Origin of the sequence: Bifidobacterium sp., assembly GCF_050874245.1 — a bacterium.
GTDB lineage: Bacteria > Actinomycetota > Actinomycetes > Actinomycetales > Bifidobacteriaceae > Bifidobacterium.
The window spans coordinates 1-21,136 of the sequence record NZ_JBNMKH010000041.1; the positions used below are offsets into that span (position 1 = coordinate 1).

General features: G+C 59.4%; 20 protein-coding genes, 1 tRNA gene and 1 pseudogene. 3 read left to right on the plus strand and 19 right to left on the minus strand.

Annotated elements, in window-relative coordinates; genetic code table 11:
* Positions 1-123: 123 nt before the first annotated feature.
* The 18 genes from tsaD to ACR0P8_RS05990 all read right to left on the minus strand — a co-directional run bounded on the left by tsaD (position 124) and on the right by ACR0P8_RS05990 (position 17,968).
* Positions 124-1,167 carry a tRNA (adenosine(37)-N6)-threonylcarbamoyltransferase complex transferase subunit TsaD gene (gene tsaD, locus ACR0P8_RS05905; RefSeq protein WP_432624232.1) on the minus strand — a complete coding sequence of 348 codons (1,044 nt, stop codon included), beginning with the start codon at positions 1,165-1,167 and terminating at the stop codon, positions 124-126.
* Positions 1,164-1,727 (minus strand): ribosomal protein S18-alanine N-acetyltransferase, encoded by a 564-nt coding sequence (rimI, locus tag ACR0P8_RS05910; RefSeq protein ID WP_432624233.1) that lies wholly within the window; start codon positions 1,725-1,727, stop codon positions 1,164-1,166. Before rimI ends, tsaD begins: the two co-directional genes overlap by 4 nt.
* Before the next feature lie 10 nt (positions 1,728-1,737).
* A complete protein-coding gene (gene tsaB, locus ACR0P8_RS05915; protein ID WP_432624234.1) occupies positions 1,738-2,496 on the minus strand; it encodes a tRNA (adenosine(37)-N6)-threonylcarbamoyltransferase complex dimerization subunit type 1 TsaB in 759 nt (252 codons plus the stop codon).
* 89 nt (positions 2,497-2,585) lie between these two features.
* Positions 2,586-3,158: a tRNA (adenosine(37)-N6)-threonylcarbamoyltransferase complex ATPase subunit type 1 TsaE gene (gene tsaE, locus ACR0P8_RS05920; RefSeq protein ID WP_432624235.1), complete on the minus strand. Its 573-nt coding sequence runs from the start codon at positions 3,156-3,158 to the stop codon at positions 2,586-2,588.
* Complete coding sequence (gene holA / locus ACR0P8_RS05925) at positions 3,155-4,135, minus strand: DNA polymerase III subunit delta (RefSeq protein ID WP_432624236.1); 981 nt, start codon at positions 4,133-4,135, stop codon at positions 3,155-3,157. Before holA ends, tsaE begins: the two co-directional genes overlap by 4 nt.
* A gap of 42 nt (positions 4,136-4,177) precedes the next feature.
* A complete protein-coding gene (locus ACR0P8_RS05930) occupies positions 4,178-5,887 on the minus strand; it encodes a ComEC/Rec2 family competence protein (protein WP_432624237.1) in 1,710 nt (569 codons plus the stop codon).
* Complete coding sequence (locus ACR0P8_RS05935; RefSeq protein ID WP_432624238.1) at positions 5,884-6,642, minus strand: ComEA family DNA-binding protein; 759 nt, start codon at positions 6,640-6,642, stop codon at positions 5,884-5,886. The genes ACR0P8_RS05930 and ACR0P8_RS05935 overlap by 4 nt, the downstream gene beginning before the upstream one ends.
* Before the next feature lie 146 nt (positions 6,643-6,788).
* Positions 6,789-9,761 (minus strand): leucine--tRNA ligase, encoded by a 2,973-nt coding sequence (gene leuS, locus ACR0P8_RS05940; RefSeq protein WP_432624239.1) that lies wholly within the window; start codon positions 9,759-9,761, stop codon positions 6,789-6,791.
* A gap of 72 nt (positions 9,762-9,833) precedes the next feature.
* Positions 9,834-10,691 (minus strand): transporter substrate-binding domain-containing protein, encoded by an 858-nt coding sequence (locus tag ACR0P8_RS05945; RefSeq protein WP_432624240.1) that lies wholly within the window; start codon positions 10,689-10,691, stop codon positions 9,834-9,836.
* A 26-nt stretch (positions 10,692-10,717) separates the two neighbouring features.
* Entirely contained in the window at positions 10,718-11,668 is a 951-nt protein-coding gene (locus ACR0P8_RS05950; RefSeq protein ID WP_432624241.1) for a magnesium transporter CorA family protein, read from the minus strand.
* A gap of 191 nt (positions 11,669-11,859) precedes the next feature.
* The gene (locus ACR0P8_RS05955; RefSeq protein ID WP_432624242.1) at positions 11,860-12,696 is read right to left on the minus strand and encodes a histidine phosphatase family protein; all 837 of its coding nucleotides are present in this window, start codon (positions 12,694-12,696) and stop codon (positions 11,860-11,862) included.
* A 72-nt stretch (positions 12,697-12,768) separates the two neighbouring features.
* Positions 12,769-12,966: a hypothetical protein gene (locus ACR0P8_RS05960; protein WP_432624243.1), complete on the minus strand. Its 198-nt coding sequence runs from the start codon at positions 12,964-12,966 to the stop codon at positions 12,769-12,771.
* A gap of 278 nt (positions 12,967-13,244) precedes the next feature.
* Positions 13,245-13,317 (minus strand) — tRNA-Ala (locus ACR0P8_RS05965).
* Positions 13,318-13,418: 101 nt separating this feature from the next.
* A complete protein-coding gene (locus tag ACR0P8_RS05970; RefSeq protein ID WP_432624244.1) occupies positions 13,419-14,519 on the minus strand; it encodes a hypothetical protein in 1,101 nt (366 codons plus the stop codon).
* A 117-nt stretch (positions 14,520-14,636) separates the two neighbouring features.
* Positions 14,637-15,368 carry a histidine phosphatase family protein gene (locus tag ACR0P8_RS05975; protein ID WP_432624245.1) on the minus strand — a complete coding sequence of 244 codons (732 nt, stop codon included), beginning with the start codon at positions 15,366-15,368 and terminating at the stop codon, positions 14,637-14,639.
* A gap of 117 nt (positions 15,369-15,485) precedes the next feature.
* Positions 15,486-15,911, minus strand: a complete 426-nt coding sequence (rsfS, locus tag ACR0P8_RS05980) for a ribosome silencing factor (protein ID WP_432624246.1) — start codon at positions 15,909-15,911, stop codon at positions 15,486-15,488.
* Positions 15,912-15,913: 2 nt separating this feature from the next.
* Positions 15,914-17,296 carry a bifunctional UDP-N-acetylglucosamine diphosphorylase/glucosamine-1-phosphate N-acetyltransferase GlmU gene (gene glmU / locus ACR0P8_RS05985; protein ID WP_432624247.1) on the minus strand — a complete coding sequence of 461 codons (1,383 nt, stop codon included), beginning with the start codon at positions 17,294-17,296 and terminating at the stop codon, positions 15,914-15,916.
* Between the two features lie 141 nt (positions 17,297-17,437).
* Complete coding sequence (locus ACR0P8_RS05990) at positions 17,438-17,968, minus strand: DNA-deoxyinosine glycosylase (RefSeq protein ID WP_432624248.1); 531 nt, start codon at positions 17,966-17,968, stop codon at positions 17,438-17,440.
* A gap of 86 nt (positions 17,969-18,054) precedes the next feature.
* Here ACR0P8_RS05990 and ACR0P8_RS05995 point away from each other — a divergent pair.
* Positions 18,055-18,204, plus strand: a pseudogene (locus ACR0P8_RS05995) (aldo/keto reductase); the annotation flags it as partial.
* A 156-nt stretch (positions 18,205-18,360) separates the two neighbouring features.
* Positions 18,361-19,725, plus strand: coding sequence for an MATE family efflux transporter (locus ACR0P8_RS06000; RefSeq protein ID WP_432624249.1), 1,365 nt, complete (start codon positions 18,361-18,363; stop codon positions 19,723-19,725).
* A 92-nt stretch (positions 19,726-19,817) separates the two neighbouring features.
* Here ACR0P8_RS06000 and ACR0P8_RS06005 read toward each other — a convergent pair whose 3' ends face one another.
* A complete protein-coding gene (locus tag ACR0P8_RS06005) occupies positions 19,818-20,327 on the minus strand; it encodes a cysteine hydrolase family protein (RefSeq protein ID WP_026645996.1) in 510 nt (169 codons plus the stop codon).
* Positions 20,328-20,662: 335 nt separating this feature from the next.
* Here ACR0P8_RS06005 and ACR0P8_RS06010 point away from each other — a divergent pair.
* Positions 20,663-21,136: SDR family NAD(P)-dependent oxidoreductase (locus ACR0P8_RS06010; RefSeq protein ID WP_432624250.1), on the plus strand; the 474-nt coding region annotated here is incomplete at its 3' end.

Consider the following 21,136-nt stretch of genomic DNA (forward strand, 5'->3'; position numbering starts at 1 on the left):
ATGCTCTGCCAACTGAGCTACGCAGGAATGTTTCATGCACGCCGTGCACAAGACAAAAATAATATGCGAAAAACGACAAAACGCAAATCCCCGCGTGTCTTGTCTGTACGCAGCGGCGAAACGTCACATGCAGATCTTCGTCAGCGGCATAGCCGAATCGATAGCGAAATTGGGGTTGGAAGGTCTGACACCCGCCTCGACCAGATTCACGCCCAGCATAGCGACCATCGCGCCGTTGTCGGTGCACAGTTTGATCTGCGGGATGCGCACTTCGACGTTATGCGCTGCTCCGAATTCCAGTAGTTTGGCGCGCAGCTGCGAGTTCGCGGAGAATCCTCCGCCGACGATCAGGGTTTTCGAGTCGTATTGCTCGCATCCTCGCATCGCCTTTTTGGCGAGCACAGTCGCAACGGAATCGGCCAAAGAGGCGCATACGTCATCAACCGGAATCTCGTTGCCTTCGGTCTGCTGCTGCTCGATCCATCGCGCAACGGCTGTTTTCACGCCGGAAAAACTGAAATCGTAGGGATGCTGCTGGCCGGCCTTGCCCTGTGTGAGTCCCTGCGGGACCTTGATGGCGTGCGGATCGCCTAACTGCGCATGACGGTCGATGTGCGGACCGCCCGGATACGGGAATCCAAGCAGCCGCGCGACCTTGTCGAAGCATTCGCCAGCCGCATCGTCAAGCGTGGTGCCCACCACGTCGATATGTCGCGCCACATCCTCGACGTGCAGCAGCGAAGTGTGTCCCCCGGACACGATCAAAGCGAGTGTGTCTTTGGGGAATGGGCCAAATTGCAGTTGCGTCACTGCGATATGCCCTATCACATGGTTGATGCCGTAGATCGGCTTGTTCGCGGCCCAAGCCAGCGATTTGGCGCCGGACACTCCAACGGCGAGACATCCGGCGAGTCCGGGGCCGGCCGACACCGCGATTGCGTCGACATCGGACAATGTCATGTCGGCGTCGGCAAGCGCCTTGGACACGCATGGAACAAAGGCTTCGGCGTGCGCGCGGGAAGCGATCTCCGGGATCACGCCTCCGTAACGCGCGTGTTCGTCCATGGAGGACGCGACTACGTTGGATATCAGGGTGCGTCCCCTTACTATGGCCGCCGCCGTCTCGTCGCAGGTTGATTCGATGCCGAGTACGATTGGTTCGCTCATTGCTGCTCCGTCATATGTTCTTCTGAAGTGTGTTCCGTTGCCGCATCCGTCTCCGAATGCCGAGCCGCGCTGAAGCCGACGATACGCGGCTCCAAGTCAAGGCTCATGGTGTATGCGTCGATTCCCTCGGGTTGATAATAGCGCTTGCGCAATCCCATTCGGGTGAAACCGAATCGTTCGTACAGCGCCAGTGCGGGCGTGTTGTCGACGCGCACTTCCAACAGCATGCGTCTGGCGCCCTGCCTACGGGCCGAATCGATGAGCGATTCGAGCAGTGATGCCGCTATCCCCCGTCGTTGGAACGGCCTGCCGACGCCAATCGTCATGATTTCGGCATCGTCCCCGTCATACCAGTATCCGGCGTATCCGCGAATGACGGGATTCTCCGAATCCACGCCGCCGCCATCTTCGACATCCATCAGATACACACGCGCAGGGGCATGGAATTCCTGTCGAACGGATTCCTCGCTCCACGCGCCGCGCCCGAACAGATCGGCTTCCAAAGCTGCGATCTGCGTAATGGCGGCCTCTTCGGGAATCTGCGATTGATTGACAATCATATGCGGGCCGTCATTCCGTCCGTTCGGCACCGGCATGGTTGAGCACATGCTTGAGAGGATTCGGCACGGACACGTCGGGACGACGCAGATACAACGGCTCGACGGGCGTCGGCTTGGACAGCGCCTGTTCTCTAGTCGCGAAAGCGGCAAAACGGGACAGTCCATCCGCACCCTCATCGAGCAGCGCATGATCGTCCACCTCGCCAAGTGCGTCAATCGTTTCCCAGGAACTCGCGTATTTGACCGCGCCATGGCCGACGACGTCGATTGCATACGGCTTGCCCGTTTCGGGAAGCTTCGCCAAGGCGTCGTTGACACGCGCGGCGATGGAATCCGGATAGTCGATGTCCATGTCGATGAGCGCATCCGGAGCGTTCATGTCGTTTTCCACGTCATACAGTGCGAAATACAGCTGTCTGCGGCGCGCGTCGTTCACGGCGAGCGTCAGATGGTGGCGACCGTCCTCTGGATTTGGATGCGCAAGAATCTGCGGCGAAAGCACGTCCTGGCCGACCAACTGTGCTCCGGTGGCGAATGCCAACGCCTTGGCTGCGACGATTCCGGCCCTGAGGCCGGTGAACGGCGCCGGGCCGATGCCGACGACGATGCGGGTGATATCCGACGCCTCCAGTCCAGCCTGTTCGACGGCTTTCGCAATGTTCACCTGCAGTTTTTCGACGTGGGTGCGCGAATCCGTTTCGACAATCGACTCGTGCCCGACCACGCCGACGGTCGAACCGTACGAGGTGTCAATCACCAGTGTCTGCATATGTTTAAAACTCCTTGTGCCAAACTGCCACTACTGTACAACCGGCGTTGGAATCCGCCCGTAGCGCATGCCGGTGGCATGTGACCTTGTCAGCGTGTGCCCGCGGCGAAATCGAATGAATTCCAAGAGACTCCCACCGGCACCAGCGTCACCGTGCGTGCGCCCGCGCTGGTCAGTTCGCCATCCGTATCCGTGGCAGGCGTATCCAACGGCCTTTCGATATGGATTTCAAGACGTTCCGGAGCCAGGGCGGCCACCATCTGCTCACCCCATTCCATCAGAATGACGGTGTTCTCGCCGGGATCCTCCAATTCCTCATCCAGACCCAGCGACTCCAACTCGTCCAACAGGCGTCCGACCGCATCCTGACCGGGCGCGTAGGCGTTGCCTCCAAGCCGGTAGGCGTCGACGTGCACCAGATGGGCTGGCGCACCGTCCGAGAACCGTCCCTCAAGTTCACGTGCAATGGTGAAGGTCGGCGAGACGATGGGCTCGCCAATGCCGAGTCCCGCACCGAAACCCTGTGCGAATGTGGTCTTTCCCGCTCCGAGCGGGCCAGACAGCAGCAGCACGTCTCCGCCATGCGTGAGTCTGGCGACGCGCCTCCCCAGCCCCCTCATATCCTCGCCGGTCGCGGCTGTGATGGTGATGGTGTTGCTCATATGGCACGTCCTTTGCGGCTGATCAGTTCGATGGACCGTTCCAAAGCATAGACCGGATCCGAGCCATTCGTTTTGCATTGTTCATCGGCCCAGGCGAGTGTTTGGATGCAGGCGCTCATGCCGCTTGACGTCCATCCGGAAAGCTGACGCGTGGCGTTTTTCAGCACCCAGGGATTCGTTTTCGCCTCGGCTGTGGAAATGGTGCCGGCGCGTACGGCCGAGGCCTTTGCCATCGTGCGTAGCTTCATGGCGAGCGCTCCGATGAGCGCGATCGGCGCGGTGCCTTGTTCGACGGATGAGCGCATGGCGATGATGGCGTCGGCGGTACGTCCCGCCAATGCGAGGTCCGCGACGCGGAATCCGTCGACTTGGGGATTGGAGGTGAGGTATTGATTGACTCGGTCGACGGTCATGGGATTGTCGTCGAAGTCGAAGCAGAGTTGGTCAACCATGGCTGCGAGTTCGCCGGTTCTGTCTCCAAGCACCGCCACCAGCTGTTGCGCCGCCATGGGGTCGACGCGGCGTTTGCGCCGTTCGAAGCATTGCATGACGAAGTTGAGTTTGGCCTCGGGCTTCTTCAGGTCGGCGACAGCGTCCTTGTACGCTCCGGCCTTGGTGAGCTGCTCCACCAGACGTTTGCCCTTCACACCGCCCTCATGCTGGCAGATGACGATGCACGCGTCCGCCGGCTCCTTGCACGCCTGTCTGCAGTAAGAGACCATGGCGTCGCCCAGTTTTTCGTCCGCGTTCTGCAGGTTGGTGACGATGACGATGGCGCGATCCGCAAGCAATGATGGGCTTACCGCTTCGTCGAAGGCGTAATGGTCGGCGTTTGCCGCGTCGAGTTCGATGGTTTCCGCGTCGGGATACCGGCGTTGCGCCTCGTGTTTGAGGTCGCGCACCGTCTGGTCGTTCAGGTACGAGTCGCCTCCGTACACGAGGTGGAAGGGCGTGGTGGCTGCGGATGGTTTCGGCATACCATTCAATCTCGCTGTATCGGTGGACAAAACCGGCATGGCCTATTCCTCCCATTGCAGTTCGCGCAATGCCTTCCGAGTACGTTCCATCCACATGCGCAGCCGTTCCACAGGATTGACGATGAGGCGTTTCCCAGGCAAATCGGGTTCCTGGATGATCATTGCGGCGAGGACTCGACGCGCGATGACGGCTGTCAGGACGCATATGGCCTCTACAACGCAGATGAGTGCCGCTCCTTTGATTCCTCCGGCCCAAGGGACCGTCGCCTGTTCTCCAGTTCCCAAATGGAGCGCGGTCATCTCCATGACCAAAGTGCCCCAAGACGCTACGCGGGCCAGTTGCAGGCCCATCCAAGGAATGAGCCATGAGATCGTCAGGCTCGCCAGGCCGGCCAGCGTGGAAAATCCCACGAATGGGGCCACCATCAGATTGGCCGGTACGGAGAATATCGGCAGTTCCGGTTCGATGAGCACTTGGATCGGCAGGGTGAACACTTGCGCCGAAATGGTCATGGACATGGCTTCGGCGATGAACCGTGGCATGACCGGCATCATCCATGCGTTGAGCGTTTCGGCGAACAGCACGATGCCGAGCACCGCGGCGCAGGACAGAGCGAATCCGAAGCTTTGCGACATCTGCGGGCATGCCATCAGCATGACCAATGTGGTCCAGCTTAATGACGCCATCGCCTGCCCTCGTCTGCCCAGAAACAGGCATGCCGCTCCGGACAGACCCATCATCAGCGCCCGGGACACCGAATCCGACGGGAACACGCACGCCGACAGCATGACGTATGAGGAGGCTACCAGCAGCGCGGAAACCCGGCGTGGAGCAAGGAAAAACGAGCAGATGCCGCGGACCAATGCGGCAACCACGGCCAGATGGCCACCGCTGACCGCCATGAGATGCACGATTCCCGATCGACGGAACGCATCCTCGATCTGTGCTGCGTATGTGGAGTCAATGCCAACGTCGGTTCCTTCGGCCGGAACATAATCTTGACCAAGGATACCCAAGGTCAGTCCCGGGACCAGCACCTTCCCCTGGTCGGATAGCTGTGTCGTCTGCGTGAGGAACGCCTGCTGCATTGTATCGATGATGCGCATCGGTATGCTTGGTGGTCTGATTCGTCCAACCAGCATGGCGTCGGTCAGCCACAACGGCATGGCGCCGTATTCCGCCTCGGAAATGGCGCCCGAAACTTTGTACGTGCCGCCTTGCCTGAGTTTTCCACATTCGGGATGGTCTGCATACACGCGTATGCGCGCCGAACTATTCTGTTGGATGCCGTCGATGGTGATAGACATGGCGCGCGCGTCGAGACGACAATCGTTCGAACGCCGATCGGAGCTGACGGCCGGCGAAGTGGCGCGTATGACTGTGATGGCACTGACTTCTCCTTCAGCTGCCGCTTTGGAAGCGGGGTCACGCCATTGCAGCAGATCGTATGCCAAGGCACAGGACGCGCATGCGATCGCCGCGACCGCGCACATCGTGACGCTCGCATGCCAGACGGACAACCAACGTCGGAGAGGCTCTGATAGTCGTAGAAACGCCAGCCCCGATACGGCAACGGCCGGCACCATTCCAATGACGACAATCGGAAGCAATCCCAATATGCCGTCATGATTCATGCAATAGCCGAAGCCAGCGTGGGCGGCAAGACTCGCCGCCCAACCGCATAACGCGGCCGGAAGCAGACGCCAGTCACGGCTTCCACACTCCCTGCCCAGATAGTCGCCGTCGCTCATCGCACGCACACTTGGTCACGAAACTTCTCCAAGGTCTTCGCGCCGATGCCCTTGACCTCCAACAACTGGTCGACGCTATCGAATCGGCCGATTCGCGTCCGATGGTCGAGGATGCGTTGTGCGGTGACCGGTCCAATGCCTTTGAGCGTCTGCAGTTCGTCTAGACCGGCTGTGTTGATGTCAATCTGGTTCGATTGAGGTTGCGACGGCTCGGCTGGCGCCTCTTGTGGTTCCTGCGTGGGCTGAGTTTGCTGCGGGGCCTGTTGGGGGGACTCCTGCCCAGCCTGCTGCGATTGCCGTTGTTTTGATTGTTCCTGCGATTGCATGGCCTGGTTCCGTTGCATCGCACCATAATGCGTCGCCTGCTGCACCAGCATGGTCAGACTCGCGCACAAAGCGCATGACAGTGCGAGGATGGCGACAAGCGCGTGGAACGGCCGGAATGCCAATCGCGGCCTGTCCCGTTTCGGCCGTTCCATGTCATCCGCACCATCCGTCGGCCTGACTCCGGCAAGCACTTCCAATGTCGGCTTCTCGCCATGTGCCGTCCGCTTGGAAGCGGCATGCTCCATAAAGCCGGACGATTCGTCCGGCTTCTCCGCTGGCGGCGGACTGGCAGAGTCGTCACGCCGACCTGCGTTTCCAGACAGGCTGAGTCCGCGTAGCCGTATCGCTGCGAGCGGCACGTCCGTATCGCCTCCCGCCGTGCGGGAGGCTTGGATGGAGCGCTTGGAACGAGAAACAAATGTGCCCATGCATCCAAGTTGGAGGATGTACGGGCACATTGTCCAGTCGGAACGGCCCCTGTGGTCGGAGAACGTGGGTTATCCACAAGCCCGGCGTGTCGCCGGGTGATGGAAGACCTCACATCTCTCTAAAGAGGTGTTCGACGGGCAGAACGTCACTCCGCCGGGACGATGGAGACGATCTTCGGAGCCTTCACGATGACCTTGCGCGGCTCCTTGCCGCCCAGGCGGTCGGCCACGGCTTCAAGCGCCATCTTTTCCAATTCCTTCGGATCGATGTCCGGGGAGACCTCGAGCTTGGCGCGGACCTTGCCCTTGATCTGAACGACCGCGGTGACGGAATCCTGACCGACATAGCGCTCATCGGCCTTCGGCCAATCTGCGTGCGCCAGGGATTCGGTATGTCCAAGCTTGCTCCACAGCTCCTCGCAGATGTGCGGGGCGATCGGGGAAAGCATCAGGATCAACGGTTCGACCGCGGCGCGTGGAACGCTCTTGAGGCCGGTCAGATGGTTGTTGAGCACGATGAGTTTGGCGATGGCAGTGTTCGGACGCATGGCCTCCATCTCCACGGTCACGTCGGCGATCGTGTTGTTGAGCAGTTTCAGCGTCTTCGTGTCGAGCTCGTCGTCGGTGACGCGTACTTCACCGGTGGTCTCGTCGATGACGTTACGCCACAAGCGCTGCAGGAATCGCATGGAGCCAATCACGTTGCGGGTGTTCCACGGACGGGATTCGGCCAGCGGGCCCATACCCATCTCATAGAGACGGAAGGTATCGGCGCCGTAGTTCTCGTACATGTCGTCCGGCGTGATGATATTCTTCAGGCTCTTGCCCATCTTGCCGAACTCGCGGTTGGCGTGCTGTCCGTTCCAGGTGAACGTCGGCTCGCCGTTGGCGTCGGCTGGGCCTTCCACCACTTCGGCGGCAGGCACGTACTGGCCACGGTCGTCGGTGTAGGCGTACGCCTGGATCATGCCCTGGTTGAACAGCTTGTGGAAGGGCTCCATGGAATCGACATAACCGAGGTCGAACAGCACCTTGTGCCAGAAACGGGAGTACAGCAGGTGCAGCACCGCATGCTCGACGCCACCGATGTACAGGTCCACGCCACCCGACTTGCCGGCGGTCTTGTTGTGGTTCGGCCCCATCCAGTAGTCGAACTCGTCCTTCTCCACCATGTGCTTGGTGTCGGTCGGGTCGAGGTAACGCATGTAGTACCAGCAGGAGCCGGCCCAGTTCGGCATGGTGTTGGTATCGCGGTAGTAGGTCTTCTTGCCATCGCCCAAATCGAGCTCCACCTTGACCCAATCCTCGTTGCGGCTCAGCGGCGCCTCCGGGTTGGATTCGGCGTCGTCCGGATCGAACGTCTTCGGGCTGTAGTCAGGAACGTCGGGCAGATTGATCGGCAGCTGGTCGTCGGGCAGCAGGTGCGGGGTTCCATCTTCGCCGTAAACAATCGGGAACGGCTCGCCCCAGTAACGCTGGCGGCTGAACAACCAATCGCGCAGACGGTAACTGACGGTGCCCTTGCCGACGCCGGCGGATTCAAGCCATGCGTTGACCTTGTCGATGGCCTCGTCCACGCGTAGCCCATCGAGACTCAGGGCGTCGCCCTTGGCCTTGGTGGCGTCGATGGAGGAATTGATGACGATGCCGTCATGGGAGACGAACGGCGCCTTGCCTTCGTAGTTGGCGAGGTCGTCACCGTATTCCGGCAGCGGCTTGACGGTGTAGATGACCGGCAGACCGAATTTGACGGCGAAGTCGTAATCGCGCTGGTCTCCGCCCGGCACGGCCATGATGGCGCCGGTGCCATAATCCATAAGCACGTAGTCCGCGGTGAACAGCGGCAGTTTGGCTCCGGTGATCGGATTGATGGCGTACAGGCCGGTGAACAGACCGGTTTTCTCCCCCGCCTCGTCCACGCGGTCCTTGGCCGTCTTGGCTTCGGCGGCCAGACGGTAGGCCTTCACGGCCTCGACCGGAGTGTCATAGCCGCCCTTCCAATCCTCGGGAGTATCTGCAGGCCACGCTGCAGGCACATGCTCGAGCAGATGATGCTCGGGAGACACGACGGCAAACGTGGTGCCGAACAGCGTGTCGGGACGGGTGGTGTAAATCTCCATGTCCTTGACACCATCCGGGGTTTCGACCTCGAAATGCACGGAAGCGCCATGGGACTCGCCAATCCAGTTGCGTTGCATGAGCTTGACCTTCTCGGGCCAGTCGATGGTATCGAGATCCTCGATCAGACGGTGGCCGTACGCAGTGATGCGCATGGACCATTGACGCAGCTCGCGCTGGAACACCGGGAAGTTGCCACGCTCGGACTTGCCTTCGGCGGTGACCTCCTCGTTGGCGAGCACAGTGCCCAGACCTGGGCACCAGTTGACTGGCGATTTGGAGATGTAGGCGAGACGGAAGTCGTTGAGCACGTCGGCCTGTTCAGCTTCGGTCAGATCGGACCATGCCTTGCCCTCGAAGCCCGGGATGGCGCGTTCACCGGATTCGAACTGCTCGATCAGCGTGCTGATCGGTCGGGCGCAGCCTTTGGAACCGGAAGGATTCGTAGCGTCCTCGTCATACCACGCGTCGTAAATGCGGGAGAAGATCCACTGGGTCCAACGAACGTAACCGGGATCGATGGTGGCGAAGGAACGACGGTTGTCGAAGCTTAAGCCCATGCGGTGCAGCTGGCGGCGCATGTTGGCGATGTTCTGCTCGGTGGTGATGCGCGGATGCTGGCCGGTCTGGACGGCGTACTGCTCGGCCGGCAGGCCGAACGCATCATAGCCCATGGCGTGCAGCACGTTCTCGCCCTTCATACGATGGTAGCGGCTGACCACGTCGGTGGCCAGGTAGCCCAGCGGATGGCCGACGTGCAGACCCTTGCCGGACGGGTACGGGAACATGTCCATTGCGAAGTAGGACGGGCGGCCTTCGGCATTGCGGCCCTTGCCGTCCTTCAGATCGCCGCTGACGTTGGCGGCCCAGAAGGTGCCCTCATCGTCCCAGATCTTCTGCCATTTCTCTTCAATGCCCTGCGCCAGCTTCGCATTGTAGCGGAACGACGGTTCGGCGGATTCGTTCGACTGCGCCTGCGCGCTTTTCTCGGTGTCACTCATAATGCATGAAATTAGCCGCGCAACTGGACACTCCGCAAGGAATCAACCACTATTCAGGCACGTGTGGTCCCGTTATTTTTCCGATGGCATGGATGAATCGGAGGAGGAGTCCTTGGCCGATGCCGTCGGAGGATTCGTCTTCGCGTCGGGAACGTACCCGATCGTCCCGTTCATATCATCGACGGCTCGTTGCCATGAGCCGTCTTTCACCATGGTTCGCAACGCGGCGTCGATTTGCCCCACCAGTTCGCTTTGTCCCGATTTGACCGCGATGCCGTAGGACCATTCGACGGCGGGGACATTGATGATTCTTAGATGGTCGCCCGTATTGTTGGCCGCCAGACCGGTTGCGATCGCGTCGTCCGTTGCGATCGCGTCGGCCTCGCCGATCATCAACGCCGTCACGCACTGTGGATACGTGTCACGTTCCCGTACAATCGCATTCTTAGCGCGGTCGTAGATATCGTGCGCGGCCACGCTGCCGGTAACCGCGCACACTGTTTTCCCGGACAGGTCGTCAGTCTCTTTGATTGAGGACGAATCATCAGAGCGTACCAGCAAAGCCTCATGCACGGTCAGATACGGACCTGCGACATCGGCCTCGCCATCGTGGGCGTCATCGACGGAGAAGGAATCCGCGATTATATCGACGGTGCCATCGGTGAGTGACGAGGCCCTTGTGTCCGGCGTCACCTGCCTGAACACGATTTGCTTTTCCGCGTATCCCAAGGTCTTCGCCACATATTTGGCGACGTCGATGTCGAAACCGGAATATTCGCCTCCATGCAGCCAGCCAAGCCCCGGCTGGTCTGCCGCGACACCGATTGCGATCGTCGGTCCCTGTGCCGCGCCTTCGGTCACTACGGAAACCGACGTGCCGCAGCCTCCCATGCCGATTGCCATCAACACCGCGCCTGCCGCTGCGGCCACACGACGAATCCTTCCACCCATACGCATCACTTGAACATGCGGGAACGGGTGAGGAACCAGGTGACGATCGCGGAGATGACCACGGAGACGCCGATGACGACCGCGAAGCCCCAAGGCTTGTCCGTCAACGGCATGCCAAGCATACCATGCTGGAAGTTCATGCCGTACATCGAGAAGATCAGGGTCGGAATGGACAGTGTGATGGAGATGATGGTGAAGATACGCATCACGTTGTTCAGATTGTTTGACACGATCGACGCGAACGCGTCGGTCATGTTGGCGAGAACGCCGCTGTAGATGTTGGCCATCTCGATGGCCTGCTTGTTTTCGGTGATGACGTCATCGAGCAGGTCCTCGTCCTCCGGATACTGCTTGAGTCGCGGCAGCGTGGTCAATTTCTCCATGACGATTTCGTTCGATTTGAGCGATGTGGTGAAGTAGACCAATGTCTTGCTCAGCTCCAGCAGCATGAGGATTTCGCGGTTCTGCATGGAGTGACGCAGCTTGAGTTCGAGCTTGTCGCTTTCCCGGTCGATGATGCGCAGGTAGCGCAGGTACATGGTGGCGTTGCGGTACAGAATCTGCAGGATGAACCGTGTCTTCATATACGTGTTGAAGCCGCGGATAGTGCCCTCCATGAACGGATGCAACACGGGAGTGTCCTGCATGCAAACGGTGATGATGGCCGATTGAGTGATGATAATCGACAACGGGATGGTCTCATACCAGTCGCGACCTCCCCGCTCCTCCACCGTTGGAATATCCACGATGATCATCGTGTAATCGTCTTCAACGTCGACGCGCGAACGTTCCTCGTCATCCAGCGGGGCACGCAGATCGGCCAGATCGATGCCGGTCTCCATGGATACGTTGGCAAGTTCCACGTCAGTGGGTTCCGAAAGGCACAGCCAGGAGCCGTTCTCGGGTTTTTGGATCCGCTCCACCTGGCCGTTAATCGTTCTGAACATTCTCAACATGTCTCTCACCCGCCTTTCGCGCTTTCCAACGTTCTATCGCTGTACGGAGCCCGGATGCCGGCGGCGCTCCGCACAGTCGGGCAAACAACCTTATCAAGGATAGTCCCACCGCGAGAATTCACCGCTCGAACGGCGATGATTTCATCAAGCGTTCACCTTGTGACCCGGTTTGGGGCGAATACCGGCACCGTTTATTGGACGATCGGTTTCCATGACTGCATGCCGGGCGCGCGCAACGACTCCGGCCCGTTCTCCCAGTCCGCCGTTGCCGCGATGGCCGGACCTTGGTTGAATTCCTCTAGTTTCCAAGTGCGGCGCGTCGGATCGACGGGATCGGAGTGTGGGGTCATGCGTGTCCAGAAGGCATTGCGCATGGCACCGACATTGTTGAGATCGTCCGGATCCATATCGAGCAGAACCGCCACGGTGGCGACAATCCATGATCCATGGCCGACGAGCAGCAGCGTGGTCGGATGCGCATCGTCATCATGCGTGGCGACGATATCCTGTACGGCTTCGGCGCCACGATGTCCGGTGTGGACGCGGCTTTCCACGCCATGCTTGATTTCGCCACCGGTATGAGCCCGCCAGGAACGGTAGTCGTCGGCGTAACGTTCGCAGATTTCCTCGCGTGTCATGCCCTCCCATTCGCCGAAGCTACGTTCCCGCAGACGAGGATCGGATTCCACGTCGAGTCCCATGAGGTCGGCGAAGGCGTGCGCGGTCTGCCTCGCGCGAAACAGATCCGAGGAGACGACGATCATACGGCGGCCAGCGGCGGGCGCATTGTTGATCTCGTCGAGACTGGCGAGATGCGCGCCCTCGTAGGAAGGCTGTGTGAGTTGTTCATTATGTTCGGCGAGATGCGCGACTTTCGCCCAATAATAGGTTTTGGCGAGTTCGTATGCGCTTTGGTCCGCCTGCCATCGGCCGACGATGTCGAGAGGGATGTCGATCTGTCCCTGCAGACGTCTGGCAAGATTGTAAGCGGTGCGTCCATGGCGCAGGAAGAGTACTTCGTCAATCATGGCTTTCATTGTATCCACATGTTTTACCGGCCACCGGTTTTTGCCTTGTACCATGTGGCTTTTTGCCGGCTTTTAACAATCGGATGCTTGGCACATGCGCAGCAGCAGGATTCCTCCGGCAAGCAATGCGACAGCGGTGGTGACGACTACGGCTAGCATCTCTCCGCCCGTCAGAATCATCGCGCATGTCGCGGCCAGGATGCATGCCAGTAGCGTGGACAGAATTGCCGACAGCATCGTTTGACGGCTGATTGAGAATGGGGATGTCATATTCATGTTCCTTCCGTCGCTTTGCTTCGGGACGATCGCCTTCAATCGTCCGTAGAGACAGCATGGCAGGAATCAGCATAATCCGCCACCGGTTCTGACGGATTTGTGGATAAGTGGATGAATGACTCTTATCCACAATCGTCCACAATGGGGGTGGCGTGTCATGGCGGGTTGCTGAAGATAACGGCGAAGCAAGATCCGCCAGCAACGGATGACTGCCGTCAATCTCGGATTAGAGTATGAAAAAAGGCTCCCGAATCATCGGAAGCCTTTACGTGTGGAGCTAAGGGGATTCGAACCCCTGACCCTCTCCATGCCATGGAGATGCGCTACCAGCTGCGCCATAGCCCCGTGTCTGCTCTGCAAACCTTGATTAAGATACAACACAGAGCAGAATCATGCAATCCTCGGCGTGTCGCATGGGATGGCCGCTTTGGACATGCCATGCGCTGCTAGTTCGTGGAGCCGGTTCCACTACCGGATGTATCGGACGACGTGCTGTTGGAGGTTTGGGAACCGGTCGGCGACTGGTTCTGGCTCGTGTCCGTCGAGCTGTTCGAGCTGCTCGACGAGCCGGTACCCTGTCCGGAATCGGTGGATGAGGTCGACCCGTCTGACGACTGGTTGGAATCCGTGGACGTGTCCGTCTTGGTCGAATTGCTTGTGTCGGATTTGGTGGACGAACCGGAATCGGTGGTGGACGAGCTGGTGCCGCCAGTCGAGGAGTCCGTCTTCTTACTGGTGTCCTTCCCGCTGTTCTTGGTGGGGGTTTGGGGCGTGTCTTCGTCGGTGTCGGTCGTGTCGGGCTGGCCCTGCATGCCATCCTGTGCGCCATCGCCGGTACCGTAGGTGGAATCGTCGTCATTGTCGTCTGACGGCGTCTGCTTGCTGTTGTTGACCACGTCGCGAACCACGGTGTCGGTTCCATGTCCGCCGGTGAACGCCAGAATCAGTCCTGCGCTCACGGCCACACCAATCAAGGCGCTTATGATGGCGATGACGATTGGGGCGTACTTGCCATGCAGCCAGGCGTTGAACGCGGCCCGGCGACCGGCATGCTGAATCTGTCCATCGGAATGTCCACTGGCGGCATCTTTCGGAAGCAGGTGCGTTTCACGGCCGTCGGCCTGCGCGGAGGAGATGACTCGGCCGGATGCCGCAGACATCGTCCTGGTCGCATCATCGTCACCTGCGGACAGCGTTTGCGTCTGGTCCGCGTCGGTAGCGGGCATTGTGGTGGTCTTGTCGCCTTCGGACACGGCGGGCGCGATCACCGTGGTGGCGTCGTCTTCTTTCCCATCCTTGTCCTTTGCATCTTCCGTATCGCTCTTGTCGCCGCCCACGAACGGCACGGCGCTTTGCAGCTTCTCCCCCGAAGCCTTGAGCACGTTCTTATACACCTGCGTCGCCACAGCGGACACGATGGAGCCGGCCGCGACACCAATCACCGATCCCGCGATACCAATTTTCGCGGAAAGCAGGAATGACGTCACCGCGGCGAGAGCGCCCGCGAAAATCGACGAGAATGATATTCCCTTGAAAAAATTCCTCACAATCCAAGACGGTAGCCGATTGCGCTTTGGAAAAACCTGCGATTCTGTGAAAAGCTTGGAAAAATCAGGGATGGCACCCACCGCTCTCTCCGGCTGCATCGAGGCGTCTGATCAGGCTTATAGCCGCGGATGCTCCCATTGGCTGGTATAGGCAATCGCAGGACCATGATTGTATTCCGCCAGCCGCCAACGCAATGTGCCCTGAAGCTCCAGAGGCACCAACCGCACCCAATGCGCGTTCCGCATCGAAAGAATGTCCGCGAAATCGCCATGTATCTGATTCAAGCCCAGCAGGGTCTGCAGCGTCTGTGAGATCCATGCGCCATGTGAGAACACGTACAGATCGGTGTCTCCGCCGGCTTTCGAGGCCCAATCATTCAGCGCCTCGACACCACGTCTGCCGACCTCCTGTTTCGGTTCGGCACCATATTTGAGCTCGCCTCCTCGGAACTGGGCCCATGACAGATAGTCCTCCGGGAAACGCTCGGCAAGCTCCTCGACGGAGATGCCTTCCCATTCGCCGAAGCTGCGTTCCCTCACACGGATGTCTGGATGAACGTCAAGGCCGAGCGGATCGGCGAACGCATGTGCGGTGGCGGCAGCGCGCTTGAGGTCCGAGCAGACGACCAGCTGGTGTGGCACTTCGGGATGACGCTCCACATAGAGCTCACGTAGCGCGGCCGCGGTCTGCCTTACCTGCCACAGGCCCACTTCGTCGAGCGGAATGTCGATTTGCCCCTGCAATCGGTGCTGTTCGTTGTACGAGGTGCGTCCATGACGTACCAACGTGATGGAATGCACGTGCGGCGTCATGGCGTCGTCGTGCTCGAACTCGACGTTTCTAGGCATGCCTCTCCCCTGTGTCGTCCAAGTTTCTGTTGCTCTATTCATCCACCCTGTCGTATGGAACGAAACGGACGTGCCCTCTCCGTTCATAGGGAAGACACGTCCGTGTGAAAACCGTCGTCAGGCTTCCTCGTTCTGCTCCGAATCCTCGAAATCCATCTGGTCCTGGGTCGTTTCGGCATGCTCAAGCTGCAGGTCGATGCTTGGGCAATCCTTCCACAGACGTTCGAGACGGTAGTAGTCGCGGGACTCCTGATGCATGACGTGGATGACGAAGTCACCATAGTCAAGCAGTACCCACTGACCTTCGGTCAGCCCTTCGCGCGACCGCGGTTGACGCTTGCCGGCCTTGAGATACAAATCCTTCTCAATCTCCTCGGCGACGGCAAGCACCTGACGCTCGTTCGAAGCGGTGGCGATGAGCATCGCGTCGGTGATGGCCAATGGTTCGGTGACGTCGAATGCCACAATGTCAGTGGCCTTCATGCGGTCAGCTGCCGCGGCTGCTATACGGACGGCGTCGATGGAAACTTGCAATGCAGGCATGTTCAGCGCTCCCATTCGGGCTTCCAGCCCTCTACTACGTGTTGAGTGTTTTCGGAATAAACCATGGAATCGGCCGGAACGTCATGGCGGACCACGGAACCGGCTCCAGTGGTGACACCGTCGCCGACCTTGACGGGGGCGACGAACAGGTTGCCCGCACCGACGTGCACGTTCGATCCGATGGTGGTGTGGTGCTTATGCACGCCATCATAGTTGGCGGTGATGGTACCACCGCCGATGTTGGTGTGCTCGCCCAGGTCGGCGTCGCCGACATAGCTCAGATGTGGCACCTTGGTGCCGTTGCCGATATGCGCCTTCTTCATTTCCACGAACGCGCCGGCCTTGGTTCCCTCGCCAAGCTCGTTGCCGGGACGCAGGTACGTCCACGGGCCGATGTTCGCCGCGCGGCCGATATGCGTCTCTTGTACGCGGGAACGCTCCACATGCGCCTCGGCATCGATGGTGGCTCCGATCAGCGTGGTGTACGGGCCGATTTCCGCCGCCTCGCCAATCACGGTATGGCCTTCCAGGAAGCAACCCGGCAGGATGACCGCGTCACGCGCGATCTCGACATCGTCCTCAATCCACGTGGTATCCGGGTCGAGGATGGTGACGCCCTCGCGCATCCAATGCTCGCAGACGCGCTTGTTGTGGGCCTTGGCGAGAGCGGCGAGCTGCACGCGGTCGTTAACGCCTTCCACGCTCAACGGATCTGGCGCCGCGAACGCGCCGACCGCGCCCTTGGCCTTGGCCGCTTCGAGCGCGTCGGTCAGATAGAACTCTCCCTGCGCATTGTCGGATTTGAGATTGGAGATGGCTTCCGCAAGCAGTTTCGCATCGAACACGTACACGGAGGTGTTCACCTCATGCACAGCCAGCTCGCTGCTGTTGGCGTCCTTCTGCTCCACGATGCGAAGCACGTTGCCGTCGCTGTCGCGGATGATACGGCCATATCCGGTCGGATCATCGAGAATGGTGGTCAGCACGGTCGCGCCGTTGCCGCTCTGCTCATGGAAAGCAAGCAGCTGATCGAGCGTGCCAGTGTCGAGCAACGGCATGTCGGATGCCGCGATCAGCACGGCACCGTCCAGATCGCCCTGTTGCGTCAGCTGCGCCATCGCGCATTGCACCGCGCGTCCGGTGCCGGGGATGTCATCCTGATTGACGATGGTGACACGCTCATTGTAGGAGCGCGCCGCTTCGGCGACGCGTTCCGCCTGGTAATGCACCACGACGGCAAGCGTATCCGGATCAAGCGCGGAAACGGAGTCCATCACTCGATTCAGGAACGTCTTGCCCGCCAAGGTGTGCAGCACCTTCGGTTTGTTGGAACGCATGCGGGTTCCTTCACCCGCGGCAAGGATGATTGCGGCGCTCAATGCCATCTTTCGCCTTCCGTCTTGTTGGTTTCGCAGGAAACGTCCATTCCGAACGGATTCGTGGAGGACGCCTCGGATTTCAACGCAACCGAGATTGTATAAAGAGGGCTCGGACAATACCGAAGACGTCGGAAGACCTTGCGGCACCTACGAAACGGCGCGTCCGACGCAAGCGTAAGCGTCGATAAGCCGCGGCAGGCTGATTCCGGCGTTTGCGGGACTGGTGGATGGCAATCGTGTCATTGGAATGTCATCCAATCCATACGAACGTAGAAGCGGAACGCAAAGCCTCCGATACAGCTGCGATGCCTTCGCGCCCGTGGTGAATATATGGGAGATGCTCGATTGACGAAGCATCCCTGAGAAATCGTTGGGAACGGCATTGCGGATGCTCGCATCGCTTGCGCCTTCGATATCGCAGGATGCAATCACATCCCACAGCGCCATATGGTGACGCAATGCGAAATCCCTGCGCGCGTACACCGTCCGAACAGGATCCATGCCTTCGCACAGACAGCTGTCATCATGGAACACAGCCGCCATGACAGGCCAGAAACGGTTACGCGGATGCCCATAATAGAAATGCATCTCACGAGATTTCGGACTCGGCATGGAGCCCAATACCAATACTCGCGATTCGGCGTCCCAAACCGGACCGAATCCATGCTCCACATGCATCGACGTTCCTCCTGCCATCACATGGACGCATCATGACGCGACCATTGTATTGCGACGTGTTGCAACGCTGCAATCGGATGTGTATTTTGGCCTGGCTGCTGCATGATGGCATGGTCGCATCGGTGTTGGTCGGTGCGTCGCGCCCGCAGCAGCTGCTCGACAATATTGGAGCGCTCAGGAACACTTCGTTCAGCGAGGAGGAGCTCCGCCGCATCGATGAAATCTCGCTTCGATAGAAATCGAACATCGCCGCGTAGCGAGTTGGCTGACAGTCCCGGTCGTGGACAATTCGGCTACCAGCGTGCAACAACACACGTATATGCGTATGGATGTAGACACCGTACGGCGCCTTTGGGAATGTCCGGTTCGGCATTGTAGTCTTAGCGACTGCTATGGATAACGAACTCTTTGAGAAGGCGCCGATACCGCGCGCATACATGACCCTTGCCATTCCCGTCGTGCTCAGCATGATGGTCACCCTCGTATACAACACGGTGGACACCTATTTCATCGCGCATACCGGCAATACCGACATGGTGGCGGGCGTTGCGATAGCGACCCCCGTATTCACGGTCATGATTGCGCTCGGCGATATCTTCGGACTCGGCGGAAGCTCCGTGATCTCACGTCTCTACGGACAGGGACGCTACGATGACGGCAAGCGACTGAGCGTATTCTGCTTCTGGGGAGCAGTCCTCACAGGTCTGCTTGTCGTCGTTCTCGGTCTCGCGTTCCGAAGCCCTATCCTCTCCATGCTCGGCGCGGACGGTGACGCATGGCAGTATGCGTCCCAGTTCTACACGCTCATCATCATCGGTTCGCCGTTCATCATCGTGTCCATGACTCCGACCAATCTGTTGCGAGCGGAGGGGCATGCCACCCCATCGGCCATCGGCTCGGTCGCCGGAACCCTCATCAACATCTGTCTCAACCCATTGTTCATCCATGTGCTCGGATGGGGAGCCGCTGGATCCGCGGGCGCAACCGTCATAGCGAACATCTGTACGGATGCCTACTATATCTGGTTCCTCGTCGCGCGCAGCGAGAACCTCTCCATCAATCCACGGCTCATGCTGCGCGACCGAGGAATCGCCATCACCCGTCACGAGGTCTCGGGCATTTTCGCCATCGGCATACCCGCATCCGTCACCAATCTCATGCAGAGCCTTGGCATCGTCATGATCAACCTGTTCCTCTTGCCATACGGCAATGACGCGGTCGCGGCCATGGGCATCGGTCTGAAAATCGTTATGATCGCCGTGTTGATTCTTGTGGCCTTCGCTTTCGGCGGTCAGCCTCTTATCGGATACAACTACGGTTCTGGCAACATGCCACGTCTGAAAGCACTGCTCAGATTCGCTTACGGTTTCCTCTGCCTGCTCGCCATCGGCATGACCGTGGTACTTGTGGCCTCCGCGCGACAGCTCATGGGCTTCTTCAGCGACGACCAGCGCATCATCGACCTCGGCACCGGCATGCTGCGTGTGCAGCTTCTGAGCACCGTGTGCGTCGCAATCGTCCTCGTTACCACGTGCACTTTCCAATCCGCAGGCAAGGCGTGGGGCGCGCTGGCCCTGTCCATCAGCCGGCAGGGAGTGATGCTTGCCATCACACTGTATGCGGGATCCCGTATCGCCGGATACCATGGCGTCATCGCGGCGCAGGCGGTGGCGGATCTGCTCACCGCCATACTCGCCATCGTGTTGTTCATCGTGTTGCTTCCGGAGCTGCGCGGTTCGCGACGTAAAACCGTCTGACATCTTGACCCGTTTAATGGAAATCTGATGGTGTGGTCATATTCCGTGCAAATCAAACGGATATGGCAATCGCGGCAGGCAGGGGTTGGCCATCAGACGAATTCGGCGCCCAGCTCCTTCAGTTTCCTGAAGTGCTTCCTTTTGCTGCGTTCAAATGTCGTGCCAATGGCCGGCTCGTCGACTACCACATGGTAGCCGTGTTCTATTGCGCCCAGCGCGGTCAATGCCACGCAGCCGCCTCCATCCACGCCCACGATTTTGACCGAATCCACGTTGTTTTCCTTCAGGAAAGCATGCAATTGAGGATTGGAGAACGCGTCTCCCGCATGTTTCACGAACACGTGATTCGATGCCACGTGCAGTCCTTCAACCAGCTTTGACTCCAGAGTGTCCTCATACACTTTGAACGGTGACAGACGGCTGAGGAGGCTGCGTTCCATCACGTTTCTTATGTATACAATCAGCCGCTTCTCGTCTGCGTAAGCGTCAATGACGCCATTTACCGTAGTGAGCAGATCGGGCATACTGTATTTGAGGTATGGGAAGCGGTGCTCCCCTACGTACGCTTCCTGCATGTCGATGACTAGCAACGCGTCACTCATCGGATTGTCTCTTTTCTACGTCGTGCAATTTGACGCCCTCGTCTTCTCTCTTGAAAACAATGTCGTCATGTTATCACCACAGCGAAGAAGCGGATTTATGTTGAAGTGTCGCGAGATTCGTTCGAATCCGTTTCCGTGTGCACTCGAATACTGCGTCGATGTCCGGCCTATCCAAAGCCATTCATTCCGCCAAGCCTATAGCCCTATGGCCGGCTTGCTGAAACCGATCCTGCATTCCAGAAGGAGGCCGATGGCGTGCGTATCCCCTTGTCCGCACCTACACTTGCATGATGAACCGACGGATGGGCGCCGGAGAATCGCGGGGAAGGGAAACCATGCATATCACAGGACTCGATGAGGAGCGTCACGATCAGCGTTGGGAGGGCCAGCGTGCCTTGGTGACAGGATCCGGACAGGGCATCGGCCAGGCCGCCGCCCAACTGCTCGCAAGCAAAGGCGTGAGGGTCGCGGTCAACGACATCGTGCCGGAACGCGCGGAAGCCACGGTCGGCCTCATCACCCAGGCGGGCGGTGAGGCCTTCGCAGCGCCCGGGGACATCTCCAACCCGAGCACCGTCGAACGCGTCTTCCAGCAGCTTGACGAACATTACGGCGGCATCGACATCCTCGTCAACAACGCGGGCATCATCATCAAGGACACGCTCGACAACACGGATCTAGAACGCTGGAACCGGATCCTCGCGGTCAACCTGACCGCCGACTTCCTGACCATCAAACAGGCCGTCAGACGCATGAGGACGCAGCACTACGGCCGCATCGTCAACGTGTCCTCCATCGCCGCGAAACAC

Excerpts from the sequence above, each read along its gene's own strand:
- tsaD (WP_432624232.1), bottom strand. The coding sequence starts at position 1,167 with ATGAGCGAACCAATCGTACTCGGCATCGAATCAACCTGCGACGAGACG.
- rimI (WP_432624233.1), bottom strand. The coding sequence starts at position 1,727 with ATGATTGTCAATCAATCGCAGATTCCCGAAGAGGCCGCCATTACGCAG.
- tsaB (WP_432624234.1), bottom strand. The coding sequence starts at position 2,496 with ATGCAGACACTGGTGATTGACACCTCGTACGGTTCGACCGTCGGCGTG.
- tsaE (WP_432624235.1), bottom strand. The coding sequence starts at position 3,158 with ATGAGCAACACCATCACCATCACAGCCGCGACCGGCGAGGATATGAGG.
- holA (WP_432624236.1), bottom strand. The coding sequence starts at position 4,135 with ATGCCGAAACCATCCGCAGCCACCACGCCCTTCCACCTCGTGTACGGA.
- ACR0P8_RS05930 (WP_432624237.1), bottom strand. The coding sequence starts at position 5,887 with ATGAGCGACGGCGACTATCTGGGCAGGGAGTGTGGAAGCCGTGACTGG.
- ACR0P8_RS05935 (WP_432624238.1), bottom strand. The coding sequence starts at position 6,642 with ATGGGCACATTTGTTTCTCGTTCCAAGCGCTCCATCCAAGCCTCCCGC.
- leuS (WP_432624239.1), bottom strand. The coding sequence starts at position 9,761 with ATGAGTGACACCGAGAAAAGCGCGCAGGCGCAGTCGAACGAATCCGCC.
- ACR0P8_RS05950 (WP_432624241.1), bottom strand. The coding sequence starts at position 11,668 with ATGTTGAGAATGTTCAGAACGATTAACGGCCAGGTGGAGCGGATCCAA.
- ACR0P8_RS05955 (WP_432624242.1), bottom strand. The coding sequence starts at position 12,696 with ATGATTGACGAAGTACTCTTCCTGCGCCATGGACGCACCGCTTACAAT.
- ACR0P8_RS05960 (WP_432624243.1), bottom strand. The coding sequence starts at position 12,966 with ATGACATCCCCATTCTCAATCAGCCGTCAAACGATGCTGTCGGCAATT.
- ACR0P8_RS05975 (WP_432624245.1), bottom strand. The coding sequence starts at position 15,368 with ATGCCTAGAAACGTCGAGTTCGAGCACGACGACGCCATGACGCCGCAC.
- rsfS (WP_432624246.1), bottom strand. The coding sequence starts at position 15,911 with ATGCCTGCATTGCAAGTTTCCATCGACGCCGTCCGTATAGCAGCCGCG.
- glmU (WP_432624247.1), bottom strand. The coding sequence starts at position 17,296 with ATGGCATTGAGCGCCGCAATCATCCTTGCCGCGGGTGAAGGAACCCGC.
- ACR0P8_RS05990 (WP_432624248.1), bottom strand. The coding sequence starts at position 17,968 with ATGCATGTGGAGCATGGATTCGGTCCGGTTTGGGACGCCGAATCGCGA.
- ACR0P8_RS06000 (WP_432624249.1), top strand. The coding sequence starts at position 18,361 with ATGGATAACGAACTCTTTGAGAAGGCGCCGATACCGCGCGCATACATG.
- ACR0P8_RS06005 (WP_026645996.1), bottom strand. The coding sequence starts at position 20,327 with ATGAGTGACGCGTTGCTAGTCATCGACATGCAGGAAGCGTACGTAGGG.